The 14,891-nt window shown below is 33.2% G+C and carries 15 protein-coding genes; 13 read left to right on the forward strand and 2 right to left on the reverse strand.

The features are described from left to right. Positions 1-706 precede the first annotated feature (706 nt). The 7 genes from AAA453_RS05585 (at position 707) to AAA453_RS05615 (ending at position 6,782) form a co-directional block, all read left to right on the forward strand. Positions 707-1,645 (forward strand): type I phosphomannose isomerase catalytic subunit, encoded by a 939-nt coding sequence (locus AAA453_RS05585; RefSeq protein WP_427706796.1) that lies wholly within the window; start codon positions 707-709, stop codon positions 1,643-1,645. 20 nt (positions 1,646-1,665) lie between these two features. Further along, positions 1,666-1,896, forward strand: a complete 231-nt coding sequence (locus tag AAA453_RS05590) for a hypothetical protein (protein ID WP_427706798.1) — start codon at positions 1,666-1,668, stop codon at positions 1,894-1,896. 243 nt (positions 1,897-2,139) lie between these two features. After that, positions 2,140-3,120 (forward strand): YeiH family protein, encoded by a 981-nt coding sequence (locus tag AAA453_RS05595; RefSeq protein WP_427706800.1) that lies wholly within the window; start codon positions 2,140-2,142, stop codon positions 3,118-3,120. Positions 3,121-3,192: 72 nt separating this feature from the next. Beyond that, positions 3,193-4,560 (forward strand): EVE domain-containing protein, encoded by a 1,368-nt coding sequence (locus tag AAA453_RS05600; protein ID WP_046466166.1) that lies wholly within the window; start codon positions 3,193-3,195, stop codon positions 4,558-4,560. A gap of 323 nt (positions 4,561-4,883) precedes the next feature. Further along, positions 4,884-5,267 (forward strand): thiol-disulfide oxidoreductase DCC family protein, encoded by a 384-nt coding sequence (locus AAA453_RS05605; RefSeq protein ID WP_427706802.1) that lies wholly within the window; start codon positions 4,884-4,886, stop codon positions 5,265-5,267. A gap of 19 nt (positions 5,268-5,286) precedes the next feature. Further along, positions 5,287-6,150: a ribokinase gene (gene rbsK, locus AAA453_RS05610; RefSeq protein WP_427706803.1), complete on the forward strand. Its 864-nt coding sequence runs from the start codon at positions 5,287-5,289 to the stop codon at positions 6,148-6,150. 182 nt (positions 6,151-6,332) lie between these two features. Then, the gene (locus tag AAA453_RS05615) at positions 6,333-6,782 is read left to right on the forward strand and encodes a Dps family protein (protein ID WP_046466163.1); all 450 of its coding nucleotides are present in this window, start codon (positions 6,333-6,335) and stop codon (positions 6,780-6,782) included. Between the two features lie 375 nt (positions 6,783-7,157). Here AAA453_RS05615 and deoD read toward each other — a convergent pair whose 3' ends face one another. Beyond that, a complete protein-coding gene (deoD, locus tag AAA453_RS05620) occupies positions 7,158-7,868 on the reverse strand; it encodes a purine-nucleoside phosphorylase (RefSeq protein WP_002507045.1) in 711 nt (236 codons plus the stop codon). Positions 7,869-8,045: 177 nt separating this feature from the next. On the opposite strand from deoD, the gene deoC reads away from it, so the two are divergent. The 4 genes from deoC (at position 8,046) to AAA453_RS05640 (ending at position 11,630) form a co-directional block, all read left to right on the forward strand. Continuing rightward, complete coding sequence (gene deoC, locus AAA453_RS05625; RefSeq protein WP_427706805.1) at positions 8,046-8,708, forward strand: deoxyribose-phosphate aldolase; 663 nt, start codon at positions 8,046-8,048, stop codon at positions 8,706-8,708. A gap of 71 nt (positions 8,709-8,779) precedes the next feature. Then, positions 8,780-10,081 (forward strand): pyrimidine-nucleoside phosphorylase, encoded by a 1,302-nt coding sequence (locus AAA453_RS05630; RefSeq protein ID WP_285324277.1) that lies wholly within the window; start codon positions 8,780-8,782, stop codon positions 10,079-10,081. An 11-nt stretch (positions 10,082-10,092) separates the two neighbouring features. Then, positions 10,093-11,277, forward strand: coding sequence for a phosphopentomutase (gene deoB, locus AAA453_RS05635; RefSeq protein WP_427706807.1), 1,185 nt, complete (start codon positions 10,093-10,095; stop codon positions 11,275-11,277). Further along, positions 11,277-11,630 (forward strand): DoxX family protein, encoded by a 354-nt coding sequence (locus tag AAA453_RS05640; protein WP_002507049.1) that lies wholly within the window; start codon positions 11,277-11,279, stop codon positions 11,628-11,630. Before deoB ends, AAA453_RS05640 begins: the two co-directional genes overlap by 1 nt. 129 nt (positions 11,631-11,759) lie before the next feature. Here AAA453_RS05640 and AAA453_RS05645 read toward each other — a convergent pair whose 3' ends face one another. Beyond that, complete coding sequence (locus AAA453_RS05645; RefSeq protein WP_427706809.1) at positions 11,760-12,230, reverse strand: S-ribosylhomocysteine lyase; 471 nt, start codon at positions 12,228-12,230, stop codon at positions 11,760-11,762. Between the two features lie 275 nt (positions 12,231-12,505). Between AAA453_RS05645 and AAA453_RS05650 the strand changes: the two genes are divergently transcribed. Together AAA453_RS05650 and ldmS are read left to right on the forward strand one after the other, a co-directional pair. Then, positions 12,506-13,690 (forward strand): M20 family metallopeptidase, encoded by a 1,185-nt coding sequence (locus tag AAA453_RS05650; RefSeq protein WP_427706811.1) that lies wholly within the window; start codon positions 12,506-12,508, stop codon positions 13,688-13,690. Continuing rightward, positions 13,687-14,880: an L-aspartate--L-methionine ligase LdmS gene (gene ldmS / locus AAA453_RS05655; RefSeq protein WP_427706813.1), complete on the forward strand. Its 1,194-nt coding sequence runs from the start codon at positions 13,687-13,689 to the stop codon at positions 14,878-14,880. Before AAA453_RS05650 ends, ldmS begins: the two co-directional genes overlap by 4 nt. Positions 14,881-14,891: the final 11 nt, after the last annotated feature.

A 14,891-nucleotide genomic window follows, 5' to 3' on the forward strand; every position in this document is an offset into this window, starting at 1 on the left:
GTCGGCAAAGATGACTATAGATAAGAATACAAGAATTGAAATTTTTTAAATGCTTTAATATAGGCATATTTTCAATTTAGTCAGCTACTGCCAATATAACAATGTGGCTGAGACATGTATTTATGTTTCAGTCTTATTGAAAAAGCGCCAATTTCAATTTAAAAAATGAAATGGTGCTTTTATTATTAATTACGTTTATAGCACATGTTTTTCACTCTAGGTTGTTGAGCAATAATAAAAGCCCAAACTTCCGTAGTTTGGACTTTATCGCAAATTTTATATTTTTGAAAAAGTAATCAGCTTTTTCAAGTACATCATAACAATCTTTTAATAACCTTATATGTAAAACAGATAGAGTCCGTTTCCGTAACTCTATAGTAATTATAATATTTTTAGGTATATTATGGCAAGTATTTTTGTAAAAAATTTACAACAATACTATAAGTGTTCATTAATATGACTGAAAATGTAATTGAGTCAAATAAAATAATCTATTACGCTTTATAAAAACTTGATATAATAACAAGTGATTTTAGTATCGTTGAACGCTGAATTAGTCGTTTATAACGCGCATCGTTATATGATACAATCTTTATAGTTCAATTAAAAAATACAAAACTATACATAAAAATTTCCGTTGAAAGTATTTTATATAGAAAGACTTAAAATTTAAATGAAGCAACTTAAGAATTTGGAGGTGTGATTCATGCCATTATTTTTAAAACCAATTTTCCATGAAAAAATATGGGGTGGCAATAGATTAAAAGAATTAGGATATGATCTACCAAGCGATCGTATTGGAGAAGCATGGGGGATATCAGCGCACCCAAATGGCAAATGTGAGATATTAAATGGACCCTACCAAGGTCAGACTTTAGACCAAGTATGGAATAACCACAGAGAATTGTTTGGTGATTTTCCAAGTAAGGAATTCCCGTTAATGACTAAAATTGTCGATGCTAAAGAAGCATTGTCAGTACATGTTCATCCAGATGATGCATATGCTTATGAAAAAGAGAATGGTCAATATGGAAAGTCTGAGTGTTGGTACATCATCGACGCTAAAGAAGATTCAGAAATTATCTATGGACTTTCTGCAGAGACGAAAGAGCTGGCCATAGATAAATTAAATGACGAAGCGTATAATGGTTTATTTAATAAAGTTAAAGTTAAACCAGGAGAATTTTATTTTATTCCTGCAGGTACAATCCATTCCATAGGTGCGGGTATTCTTGTGTATGAAACGATGCAATCATCAGATGTCACGTATCGCGTGTATGATTTCGATCGTGAACATGACTCAGGTAATAAACGCGAACTTGACCAAGGAAAAGCTAAAGATGTCATTGAAATAGCCAATGAAAACATAAACATTTCTACAGATACTGAAATCATAGAAAATCACAAACGTACACAACTCGTATCTAACGATTTTTTCACAATAGTGAAATGGCAAATTTCAGGCACACTAAATTATATGAAACCAAGAGAGTTTGTTCTCGTATCAGTACTCAAAGGTGAAGGACAAGTGATTATTGATGGTGAAGTCTATGATTTAAATCACGGACAAAACTTTATTCTAACTTCAGACGACTTAGATACGATATTTGAAGGAGACTACGAACTAATAGTAAGCTACTTATAGAAAAAATGGAGTGTTTTGAAATGTATAAATTTTTGTATATCTCATTAGTTTGTGGAATGTTAGCAGGTGCAGGCATATTTTTAAAATTACCAATTTTTCCTTCTATGACATTTCCGGTAATTATAGGGGCAATTGGGATAATTTCAGCATTGATTACGATTCCTAATAAAGAGATAAGCGGATTATTAAAGCTTGGCGGGGTTATGATTAATATCATGCCGATTATGGCTGCGTTTGCAGTAGGTCAATAACCAGTAAGTTCAGTATCTTTACATTATTGTAGAAGATACTTTTTTTGATTTTATGAAAAGTATAAACATTTTAAAATTATTTTGAAATATATTTTAAGAAGCATCTTATGATTAGTTGTTTTTGTAGCTGTGGGAATTTAGCTGAAAATATTTAAATAAACATTATAAAATATAATATTTGTTTTTCCAGTTTTATGTCAAAAGAAATATGCTAAAATGGAACTAAATTAGGAGGTGGTAAGTGTGCACAATGTGCGAGGTATCATGATGACCTTGGTAATTGCAATGGTTGCAACAATATTAGGAAGTGAATTTCCAGTCATTGGCGGTGCAATTTTTGCTATTATTATAGGAATTATTATCAATAATATAATTTTAATTCCAAAAAAATATGAAGCTGGTATTAAGTATAGTAGCAAAAAGATTTTGCATTACAGTATTATCGTGCTTGGGTTTACATTGAGTTTTCAATCTATTGGAGCAATTGGATGGAAATCTTTACCAATCATTATCATTACTTTACTTGCTGCCTTTATAACTGTGTTCTTGTTAATGAAGTTATTTAAAATTAATGAACATCTAAGTATATTAATAGGGGTTGGAACAGCTATATGTGGTGGGTCAGCAATTGCTGCAACAAGTCCAGTAATTAAAGCGAAAGAAAGTGAAGTAGCATTCGCTATTTCTACGATATTTTTGTTCAATTTAATAGCAGTATTTATATTTCCACCATTAGGTCACGTATTAAATATGGGGCAAACTGCATTTGGATATTTTGGAGGTACAGCTATTAATGATACTTCAAGTGTGATTGCTGCAACTTCAAACTATGGCAATACGGCCTTAGAAACAGGCGCAGTTGTAAAGTTAACGCGTACGTTGATGATTATACCAGTAGTACTCTTTTTTACATATAGAACGATACGCAAAGAAAAAGCGAAACAAACTGATACATCTATCGCTAAAATATTTCCATGGTTTATTGTATGGTTTATCGTAGCATCTTTAATCAGTACTGTTTTTAATTTTTCACTTACAGTGATACATGTATTCCAACAAATTTCATTATTTTTAATTACAATGGCAATGGCTGGCATTGGACTAAGTGTTGATTTTAAACAATTTAAACAAGCAGGTATGAAACCGGTAATGCTTGGGCTAGTAACATGGATTGTCGTCATTATTTCAAGTTTAATTACGATGAAGTTGATAAACTTATTGTAATGTTTGTTCAGAAAGAATTTTTTGCATATAATAGGTAAGATAGAATTTTTATATGAGATAAGGAGTATCTAAATGGCAGAGGAAACAAGTTATTTTTGGTTAAACTGCGGATATAATCGTTGGAACCATAATGAACTATTAGTAGGTCAAACGACATTATTTGAATCAGGTGCACAATTTAATCCTTCACAAGGTTTCCGATCATTTAAACAAGCTAAAGTAGGAGACCGTGTTATCTTTTATCAAGTACAGATGGATACTGGTTTATTAGGTTTTGGTGAAATTACAAGTGTACAAACAGGTGCTCAAAATAAAATTCGTGTTCATTTTCAATTACAAGAACAGCTTAAACCATTAACTGCGGATTATTTGAAAAGAAGCGAACAATTAGAATTTAGAATGAGAAATATGAAAGAAACTTTATTTAATCAAATGACACAAGATGAATTTGAGTTAATTGTTAGTTTAGGTAAAGGAGAAACCAAAATTCCTCGATACTTTTTTATATCTGAAGAACAAGAGTTTGAACCTGAATCATACAATACAATATATACGCACACATATAACGGAATTAAACGAAATGGTTATCATTTTTACACGCAACTTGAAATAGGTGATCAACTTATTTTTTATAATAAAAATAGAGATCAGTCCGTCATTGGCGTAGGAGAAGTCAGCAAGCATATACATGAAAAAGCACCTATACCTGGAAGAACAAACAGTACTGCAATTGAGGTCTATTTTGAAAAAGAAATTGACCCTGTCTCATTGGGTACGTTAAACAAACATCCTAAATTAAAAAACTTATATTATCTTCAAGAAAACGCAAAGCAAGCTATTGCTAGCATGTCAAAAACACAATTTGATGCGATTCGTGAAATAAGTGAAAATGATGGTATGAAATCACAATTTGAAACTGTTAAAAGTGGTCAGATGATTGATGAACATACTGAAGATTTAAAGCCGTTTATCTTACTCGTAGTTGATAAAGGAGAAGGCTTAAAGGCAGCTGAAGATTTATTACAAAAAACGAATGCGAAACCAGTTATAACTTCTGGTCATCCTGACTTTTCCGAAGATATGTTGTATGGTAAATATTTACCAAATGAAACAGGTGCACTGTACTATAGAGAAGGATTCATAACGAATCTTATGCCACGTACAGATAAAAGCTATCTTGTTATAGATAACTTTAATCGCATTGATCCAGATATCTTCCAAACATATATCAATGTGCTAGAAGGTTATGAAATAACATTACCACGCTATAATAGAGACGGTAGTATGGTTAAATGGTCTAGAAAAAAAGATTCATTTTATCATTTTAATCCAAATTGGCATATTGTGGGTATCACATATGATGACTTAAATGAAATTAAGCAAAAATATACTGAGCAATTTTTGAAATACACAAGAATCGTGAAAGTAAATCAAGATTAATCTATCTTTAACTCATAGTGTATTTAAAGTAAATAATATAACAAAAGTGATGGGCGTGCCCATAGCTTAAAATAGAAGCATCAATTCATTACGTTTGATTAATGGATTGGTGCTCTTTTAAAATGCTTGGAGTTTTTAAGTGTTAGTCCAATTTAGTTTAAAATGTCCACATCGGTTATAATTAGAGTATAAATGACAATCAAATTGTAGAACGAGTGATATAATGATTTAATTTTATAATTTTAGGATATAATAATAGTGTGGAGAAATCATATTCACTTATGAAGTGACAATAAATTATTTTACTGTTAGGGGTGAAGTATATGCCAATAATATATTATGATGCCAATTGTGTATATTGCTATAATTATGCAATTTGGTTAATACAAAATGGTTTATCAAGACGTTATCAATTTGCTGAATTACAAGGTGAAACAGCACAAAATTTATTTGAAAATTATCCTGAAGCGAAACAATATGACAGTGTTATATTGCAAGAAGGGAATCATTTCGAATATAAATCTGATGCAATCACAACACTAATCACAACACTGACAAATTATAAATGGATCGGTATATTGCTACATTTGACGCCTAAACCACTTAGAGATTTAGGATATCAATTGTTTGCTGATAATAGAGATAAAATGTGGAAAACGCATTGGCATCAGCCTAATGCTTATGAGCAATCATTTTTTATTGATTGAATAGACGGAGGAAGCAAATATGGAGAACATTGTTGTAATAGGTAGTTCATCAATTGATTTAGTAGTGAAAACAGACGTGTTACCGCAAGCAGGTGAGACAGTTATGGGTAATTCATTTTTTACAACTACAGGTGGCAAAGGTGCTAATCAGGCTGTTGCAGCAGCACGTTTGAGTAATAAGGTCTACATGATAGGCGCTGTAGGTGATGATGATAATGGTAAACAGATTATTCAAAACTTAGAACAAAACAATGTAGATACAAGTTTTATGGACAAAATTGAAAATGAAACTTCTGGAACAGCGCATATTACACTGTTTGAAGATGATAATCGAATCATCGTTGTGCCTGCTGCTAATAATCATGTAACGCCTGAAAAAGTGTTGCCAAAACTCGAACACTTTGGTGCAGGAGATATTATTTTGATGCAACATGAAATACCAGAACAAACGATTAAAGAAGTGACAGACTATGCTGTGAAGCATGATATGAAAATAATATTAAACCCAGCACCATATCGTCATATTGACGAAGACATCATAGATAAAGTGACTTGGATTACGCCAAATGAATCAGAAAGTGAACTACTATTTGAAAACGGAGTAGATGAAGCACTGAAAGCATATCCGCGTAAGCTTATTGTAACTAAAGGCGCAGCAGGGGCTATGTTTTATAATGATTCTCAACAACTTGTCAAAGGATATACAAAGAAAGTTGTTGATACTACAGGTGCTGGTGACACATTCAATGGTGCTTTAGCTGTTGCACTAATTGAAAATAAACCTTTAGAAGAAGCTGTTGATTTTGCTAATTTAGCAGGTAGTTTTTCTGTAACTGGATTAGGTGCTCAAGGTGCAATGCCATACAGAAAAGAACTAGATTAATCCCCCTTAATTTGGGTATAATATAGTAAGGTTATGAAATGATGTCCTAGATTAAAATAATTCTAATTTAGGTAGCGAAATTACTTTACAGATTGTAATTATTATTATATAATAATAAATGTAATCAAGAACTCGAGTAGTCATTTTGTAATGATAATTAAACTTAAAGGAGAGATTTTAGCATGACAAACAGTAATAAAGACGTAGTAAAAGTATTAAATGAACAAGTAGCAAACTGGACAGTAGCATTTACTAAATTACACAATTTTCATTGGTATGTAAAAGGACCTAATTTCTTCTCACTACACACTAAATTTGAAGAATTGTATGATGAAGCAAGTCAATATATCGATGACTTAGCTGAACGTATTTTAGCAGCAGGTGGAAATCCAGTTGCAACATTAAAAGAAAGTTTAGACCTTGCAATCATTGATGAAGCTGGTAAAGGCTATAAAGCTGAAGAAATGGTAGAAGAACTATCTAAAGACTTTGAAAATATTACAAAACAATTAGAAGAAGCAATTGAAGTGGCTTCAGCTGCTGAAGATGATGTAACAGAAGATATGTTCATCGGTATGAAAACAAATATAGACAAACATAACTGGATGTTAAAATCTTATTTAGGTAAATAAGAGAATTCAGTCACATATATGAATATTATATTTTGATTGAGCAATAGGCTAGTGTATAACTAGCCTAATCTCAGATTAAAAGCAGTAATCTGTTGTTTTTAGTGGATTGCATAGTAGCTGTCTGTATCTGTATCCAGTCAGTATAATGAGAGCGGAAATAAGAAATCAAATTTTGATTTTTTTCGCTCTTTTTCTATTTAAAAAATCTGTACATTTATATAAAGGCTATGCATATAATTACTATCACAGTGAATCTATTTATTATCTATTCGAACTTTTTATGTCCCATAAATTTTTTCATTAAAAAACAGGTCCTCCAAAACAACGTATGTTTTGGAGGACCTGTTTTATTTAAATAATGATTTGAAATATCAATTACTCAGCCATTTCGAGTGCGACTTCCATCATTTGTGTGAAAGAATTTTGACGTTCTTCAGCTGTAGTTGCTTCATCGCGTAATATATGATCACTCACTGTAAATATACCTAACGCTTTTTTACCAGCGTAAGTTGCATTTAAATATAATGCAGCAGATTCCATTTCTATACCTAAGATGCCCATACGTTGCCATCTTTCATTAAACGTTGGATCAGCATTATAGAATGTATCAGACGATAATATGTTCCCTACATGTGTAGTTGCCCCAATTTCATCTGCTTTTTGTTTTGCTTTTAAAACTAAATCGAAATCAGCTAATGGTGCGTAATGACCTGGAATATTATATTGTTCTACATAACTAGAGTTTGTAGAAGCGCCTTGAGCAATAATTATATCGTAAAGGTTAACGTTTTCTTGTAATGCACCACAAGATCCAATACGGATAATTGTTTCAACATCAAAGAAATTATAAAGCTCATAAGAATAAATTCCAATACTAGGTACGCCCATGCCTGATCCCATTACTGATACTTCTTTCCCGTTATAAGTACCAGTATATCCAAACATATTTCTAACTTCGTTGAATTGTTCAACGTTTTCTAAATAGTTGTCAGCTATGTATTTTGCTCGAAGCGGATCTCCCGGCATTAATACTGTTTTTGCAATTTTAGTTCCATTGGGTTGAATATGAGGTGTAGATTTTGTCATAATCATCTTCTCCTTTATGTTCTTTTATCAATTTAAAGATAACATTTGTTTATTATTTTTGCGAATTTTTGTAATATAGCTAATAAGAGAGTGTTTATAAAGATATATATTCAATTTTGCTTTATAATAATAAGTGAAATGAATGTTTATTGTAAACAAAAATTAGGAGGATTTAATATGAATTATGCAAAATATATAGATCATACATTGCTTAAACCGGAGTCGACTAGAGCTCAAATCGACAAAATTATCGAGGAAGCTAGAGCATTCAATTTTAAATCAGTGTGTCTTAATCCTACACATGTAAAATATGCAGCTGAAAAACTTAAAGATACAGAAGTATTAGTTTGTACTGTAATAGGATTCCCTTTAGGCGCGTCTACTACAGAAACGAAAATGTTTGAAGTTGAAGACGCTGTGAAAAATGGTGCTTCAGAACTTGATATGGTTATCAATGTTGGTGCATTAAAAGATGGACGTTATGAAGACGTACAAAAAGACATTGAAGGCGTTGTCGGTGCTGCGAATGGTAAAACAGTTAAAGTAATTATTGAAACATGTCTATTAACAGACGAAGAAAAAGTTAAAGCAAGTGAACTAAGTAAAGCAGCAGGCGCTAACTTCGTTAAAACGTCAACAGGCTTTGCTGGTGGCGGTGCAACGCCAGAAGACGTGAAATTAATGAAAGATACTGTTGGAGATGACTTAGAAGTGAAAGCTTCTGGTGGCGTGAGAAACCTTGAAGATTTCAACAAGATGCTTGAAGCTGGTGCAACACGTATTGGTGCGAGTGCAGGCGTTCAAATTATTCAAGGCTTAGAAAGCGATTCTGACTACTAGAATAGTTAATATGCAAAAAAGGGATATATTATTAAGTTTGCATGATAGACAAACAGGGGAGGCCAACTCATATGAGAATGGTAGATATTATTGAAAAAAAGCGTGACGGACAAGTACTTACAAAAGAGGAAATTGAATTTTTTATAACTGGTTATACAAATGGTGATATACCGGATTATCAAGCTTCTAGTTTAGCGATGGCTGTATTCTTTCAAGATATGAATGATGAAGAGAGAGCTGCGTTAACTATGGCAATGGTTAATTCAGGTGATGTTATTGATTTATCAGATATTCACGGTACTAAAGTGGATAAGCATTCTACTGGTGGAGTTGGAGATACAACTACATTAGTACTTGCACCTTTAGTTGCAGCTGTAGGTGTACCTGTAGCTAAAATGAGCGGGAGAGGACTAGGCCATACAGGCGGAACGATTGATAAATTAGAATCAGTTGAAGGTTTCCATGTTGAAATCAGTGAAGAAAAATTCGTTAAGTTAGTTAATGAAGCAAAAGTTGCTGTCATTGGACAAACTGGTAACTTAACACCAGCAGATAAAAAATTATATGGTCTTCGTGATGTTACTGGTACCGTCAATTCTATTCCACTTATCGCTTCATCAATTATGAGTAAAAAAATTGCAGCAGGTGCTGATGCAATTGTACTTGATGTTAAGACAGGTAATGGCGCATTTATGAAGACGCTTGAAGATGCTGAAGCTTTAGCACATGCTATGGTAAGCATCGGTAATAATGTAGGTAGAAATACAATGGCTATTATTTCAGATATGGGTCAACCTTTAGGACACGCTATAGGTAATGCCTTAGAAGTAAAAGAAGCAATTGAAACATTACAAGGTAAAGGTCCTGAAGACTTAACCGAACTTGTAATGACTTTAGGTTCACAAATGGTTGTAGTGGGCGGCAAAGCAAAAGATTTAGAAGAAGCACGTGCATTATTAGAAACAGCAATACAAGATGGTTCTGCTTTAGAAAGTTTCAGAACATTTTTAGAGAATCAAGATGGAGATGGCTCAGTAGTAGACGACGTATCAAAATTACCACAAGCTAAATACCAAATAGAATTGCCAGCAAAATCATCAGGTTTCGTGACTGAAATTGTTGCGAATGAAATGGGTGTTGCCTCGATGATGTTAGGCGCAGGTAGACAAACAAAAGATGATGATATCGATTTAAGTGTTGGTCTTGTACTGCATAAAAAAGTAGGAGACAGAGTCGATGAAGGCGAACCACTATTAACAATACACAGTAATCGCGAAAACGTTGATGATGTAATAGAGAAATTGAACCAAAGTATCACAGTAAGTGAACAAGGTGCAGAACCAACATTGATCCATAAAATTATTACTGAATAGGAGTTGAGACAATGACTACACCATTTAAACGAGTACACTTAATTGTGATGGACTCAGTAGGCATAGGGGAAGGTCCTGATGCAAAAGCTTTTAACGATGAAGGCAGTCATACATTAAAACACACATTAGAAGATTTTAATCAGTCATTACCTAATCTTCAAAAGTTAGGTTTAGGTAATATTGAACCATTACCTGTAATTGAAAAAGAAGCAAAACCACAAGCATTTTACACTAAAATGAGTGAAGCTTCAGTAGGTAAAGATACCATGACAGGTCATTGGGAGATTATGGGCTTAAATATCATGCAACCTTTTAAAGTATATCCTGAAGGTTTCCCTAAAGAATTGATAGATGAAATTGAGTCTATAACAGGTCGCAAAGTAGTGGCTAATCGTCCTGCTTCTGGAACGCAAATTATAGATGAATGGGGAGAACATCAAATGAAGACTGGAGACTTAATTGTCTACACTTCAGCTGATCCAGTACTCCAAATTGCAGCACATGAGGATATTATTCCATTAGAAGAACTTTATGATATCTGTGAAAAAGTAAGAGAATTGACTAAAGATCCAAAATATTTAATTGGTAGAATTATTGCCAGACCTTATCTTGGTGAACCAGGTTCCTTTACAAGAACATCTAATAGACACGACTATGCTTTAAAACCTTTTGGTAGAACAGTTATGAATGAATTACAAGACGGCGGCTATGATGTTATTGCTTTAGGAAAAATAAATGACATTTTCGATGGTGAAGGTGTGACTGAAGCGGTTCGTACAAAAGATAATATGGACGGTATGGACAAATTAATAGAAACAGTACAACGTGATTTTAATGGACTAAGCTTTTTAAATCTTGTGGATTTTGATGCCTTATACGGACATCGTCGTGATAAAGCAGGTTATGCACAAGCGATTAAAGATTTTGATGAGCGTTTACCTGAACTTATGGAGCATTTACAAGAAGATGATTTAGTCATTATCACTGCTGATCATGGTAATGATCCTACTGCTGAAGGTACAGATCATACAAGAGAGTATATCCCAGTTTTAATGTTTAGTCCGAAAATTGCTGAATATCATGAATTATCGGTAGATACTACATTTAGTTCGCTAGGTGCAACGATTGCTGATAATTTTAATGTGAAATTACCAGAGTACGGAAGAAGCTATTTAAAAGAAATGGGCATTGAGTAATGAAGAAAATAATTAGAATTTTATTTGGCATTGGTTTTAGCGTAGCTGGCGTGCTTCATTTTAAAGATGAAGAAAATTTTAGAAATATTGTACCTGAATATTTACCATTTAGAAAAGCTGCAGTTTTAATCACAGGTGTGTTTGAAATCGTGTTTGGTTTATTATTATTAATCAAGCAGCCTTCAACATGTTTGAAAAAAACGATAAATGCTTTTTTATGGGCTGTATTCCCAGCTAATATTTATATGGCACGTAAAAATTTACCGCTAGCTGGTAAACAATTACCTAAATGGGCTTTGTATGGCCGTTTACCATTACAATTTATCATGATAAAAATGATTAGTAAGCTATGATAGGTTAAATAAAGAAAGTGGCTGTTAGTATCCTTATTGGAACTCTAACAGCCACTTTTTTATGCAACATAATTAAGTTTGGAATAAATGAACTCACAGTTATCTTAAGTTAATTATAGGATAGTATGATTATTTGTTTTCTCCGTATACATCTTGCCATACTGATTTTTGATCTAAGAAAGTTTGTGCAATTTCTTTAGCGCCTTCAAGAGAGTGACTTGCTGCCCAGCCACATTGTACTTCGTTACAAGCAGGTACTTCTGTAGCGTTTAATACATCATTGATTGTCTGTTCGATGATGTTTAAGACATCTTCATAATCATCATGGTTAATGAATGAAACATAGAAGCCAGTTTGACAACCCATTGGGCTAATATCAACTACTTTATCTGAATGGTTTCTGATATTCTCGGCCATCAAATGTTCTAGGGAGTGTAAACCAGGCATATCCATATGCTCTTTGTTCGGTTGTTTGAAACGGATATCATATTTATGAATAACATCACCGTTAGCGCCTTCCATTTTACCAGCTAGTCTGACAAATGGTGCAGATACTATCGTATGATCTAAATTGAAGCTTTCAACGTTCATTTTTGGCATGTCATATCCTCCTAATATTATAATTAAGTTAATTGTAACAAGACCGCAATGTATTTACAATTTCTGAAACGGGTATAAATATAAAGCGGTAAATACTAATTTATTTTAAAATTCAGAAAAGGAATGACAGAAGACGACAAACCCGATAGAATAAATAATAATTAAACACGATATAAATATTTAGCATGATATGTGGTGTTATCTATAAAATTACTTAATGCATAGCGTTTGGAAGTTGATAGTGTTTTGGTAATTCAGGAGGTAGAGTGCAAACGATGGAGAAAAAACAAATTATTTTAGATTATATAGAAAATGAAAATCATAAATACTTAGAAATGAGTCATCAGATACATCAAAGACCAGAATTAGGAAATGAAGAGATTTTTGCTTCGAGAACTTTGATTGAAGATTTAATAGCGCATGATTTTGAAGTAGAAACCGATATAGCAGGTCATGCAACAGGATTTATTGCACGATACGACTCAGGTATAGAAGGGCCGACAATTGGATTTTTAGCAGAATATGATGCTTTGCCAGGCTTAGGACATGCTTGTGGTCACAATATTATTGGCACTGCCAGTGTACTAGCGGGTGTTGCTTTGAAACAAGTGATTGATAAGATTGGTGGTAAAATTATCGTCTTAGGTTGTCCAGCAGAAGAAGGCGGTGAAAACGGCAGTGCTAAAGCGACTTATGTTAAAGCAGGTGTTATAGATGAGTTGGACATTGCGCTCATGGTCCATCCTGGGAATGAGACATATCGAACGATAGATACATTAGCAGTCGATGTTTTAGATATAAAATTTTATGGTAAAAGTACACATGCATCTGAAAATGCAGATGAAGCAAGAAATGCTTTAGATGCGATGATTTCTTATTTCAATGGGGTAGCGCAATTAAGACAACACATCAAAAGCCGCCAACGTGTGCATGGTGTGATACTGGATGGTGGTAAAGCAGCGAATATTATACCTGATTTTACACATGCACGTTTTTATACGAGGGCTACGTCTCGAAAAGAGCTAGATGTTTTGACTGAACGTGTTGGACAGATAGCAAAAGGCGCAGCGCTACAAACAGATTGTGACTTTGAATTTGGACCAATACAAAATGGAGTCAATGAATTTATTAAAACTTCTAAATTAGATGACTTATTTGCGAAATATGCCACTGAAATGGGTGAAGCAGTTATAGATGATGATTTTGGATATGGTTCCACGGATACTGGTAATGTCAGTCATTGTATACCAACAATTCATCCTCATATCAAAATTGGTTCACGAAATTTAGTTGGTCATACACATCGTTTCCGTGAAGCAGCAGGTAGTACCCATGGTGATCAAGCATTAATTAGAGGTGCCAAAATCCTCGCTTTAATGGGGCAAGAACTCATAGAAAACAAGCCATTGTTTGAAGAAATCATCGAACAATATCAATATACAAAGGGGCACAAAAAATGACAAATCAAAGCTCTCTAAGACCTACATTAACACTTAGTGATCTTTACGATTCACATATTGTTTATACTTCTAGACCATCTTATATATCAAATCCTTGGTTAGAACCCGAAGTACATCAATCTAATTTTTTGACTGGTAGAGAGCTGATTATTGCTAATGAGATGCCTGTAATCGTACATGAAGCAAGCGTAACGGATAAATTAAAAATGCTATTTGAAGCAATTGGTAAAGGTATGCCAACAAATATTCTTAAGTTTGAAGATCAAAGTAGCTATGAACAATTGATACAAGATTTGGCACATGATTATAAAAAAGTTTACTTTCAATACATTCATGGTGAAGATATTTTGAATAAAAAGTATTATGCCTTGGATAAGGATATTTTTGTAGCTTTAAATAATAAAGCACGCATACCAGAATGGACAAACCATAAATATCTACCTACAAGAGAAGTTGTTGATATAGATGATTTTGTAAAAGCAGTAGCAAAATGGGAGTATCCATTTGTATTGAAACCTGGAGACGACCTACCAACAGCGGGTGGATATGGTGTGATGATTTGTTATAATGAGGCTGATTTAGAACAAGCAAAGTTGCGCATTGAAAATGCTAAAAACGAAACTGATACGATGATCATCGAACAAAAAGTAGAAGCAGTTGCAAATTATTGTGTTCAATATGCATATTCAAAGTATACTGGTGTGCGTTATATTGGTACTTCTGAACAGTTAACCAATGAATATGGACATTATAATGGAAACGAAAATGTACAAGATGTGCCTGACGCTGTAATTCAAGCAGGGAAAGAGATTATGGAGGTCGGTGTGTCGAATGGATATTTTGGAATAGCGGGTTTTGACCTTTTGGTAGATAGCAACGATGACATTTTTGCGATAGATTTGAATTTTAGACAAAATGGCTCAACAAGTATGTTGTTGCTAGAACCGTTTCTTCAAGAAGGTTATCATAAATTTTATAGTTATTTGTCACAAGTAGATAATTCAAAATTTTTCAATACAATTATGAAGTATGTTAATAAAGGTGTATTATTCCCGTTATCTTATTATGACGGAGATTGGTTTGATAATGAAGTTGTTAAATCAAGGTTTGGTTGCATATGGCATGGGGAAAATAAAGCAAGTGTAGAAAAAATGGAGCAGCAATTTTTAAAAGATTTAGAAGCAAATTAGAACAACTATTC

The organism is Staphylococcus parequorum (genome assembly GCF_039237145.1).
In the GTDB taxonomy this organism is placed as follows: domain Bacteria; phylum Bacillota; class Bacilli; order Staphylococcales; family Staphylococcaceae; genus Staphylococcus; species Staphylococcus equorum_A.

Coding starts and splice junctions, on each gene's coding strand:
- AAA453_RS05615 (WP_046466163.1), top strand. CDS start 6,333: ATGACAAACAGTAATAAAGACGTAGTAAAAGTATTAAATGAACAAGTA.
- AAA453_RS05630 (WP_285324277.1), top strand. CDS start 8,780: ATGAGAATGGTAGATATTATTGAAAAAAAGCGTGACGGACAAGTACTT.
- AAA453_RS05590 (WP_427706798.1), top strand. CDS start 1,666: ATGTATAAATTTTTGTATATCTCATTAGTTTGTGGAATGTTAGCAGGT.
- deoB (WP_427706807.1), top strand. CDS start 10,093: ATGACTACACCATTTAAACGAGTACACTTAATTGTGATGGACTCAGTA.
- ldmS (WP_427706813.1), top strand. CDS start 13,687: ATGACAAATCAAAGCTCTCTAAGACCTACATTAACACTTAGTGATCTT.
- rbsK (WP_427706803.1), top strand. CDS start 5,287: ATGGAGAACATTGTTGTAATAGGTAGTTCATCAATTGATTTAGTAGTG.
- AAA453_RS05600 (WP_046466166.1), top strand. CDS start 3,193: ATGGCAGAGGAAACAAGTTATTTTTGGTTAAACTGCGGATATAATCGT.
- AAA453_RS05605 (WP_427706802.1), top strand. CDS start 4,884: ATGCCAATAATATATTATGATGCCAATTGTGTATATTGCTATAATTAT.
- AAA453_RS05640 (WP_002507049.1), top strand. CDS start 11,277: ATGAAGAAAATAATTAGAATTTTATTTGGCATTGGTTTTAGCGTAGCT.
- AAA453_RS05650 (WP_427706811.1), top strand. CDS start 12,506: ATGGAGAAAAAACAAATTATTTTAGATTATATAGAAAATGAAAATCAT.
- deoD (WP_002507045.1), bottom strand. CDS start 7,868: ATGACAAAATCTACACCTCATATTCAACCCAATGGAACTAAAATTGCA.
- deoC (WP_427706805.1), top strand. CDS start 8,046: ATGAATTATGCAAAATATATAGATCATACATTGCTTAAACCGGAGTCG.
- AAA453_RS05645 (WP_427706809.1), bottom strand. CDS start 12,230: ATGCCAAAAATGAACGTTGAAAGCTTCAATTTAGATCATACGATAGTA.
- AAA453_RS05585 (WP_427706796.1), top strand. CDS start 707: ATGCCATTATTTTTAAAACCAATTTTCCATGAAAAAATATGGGGTGGC.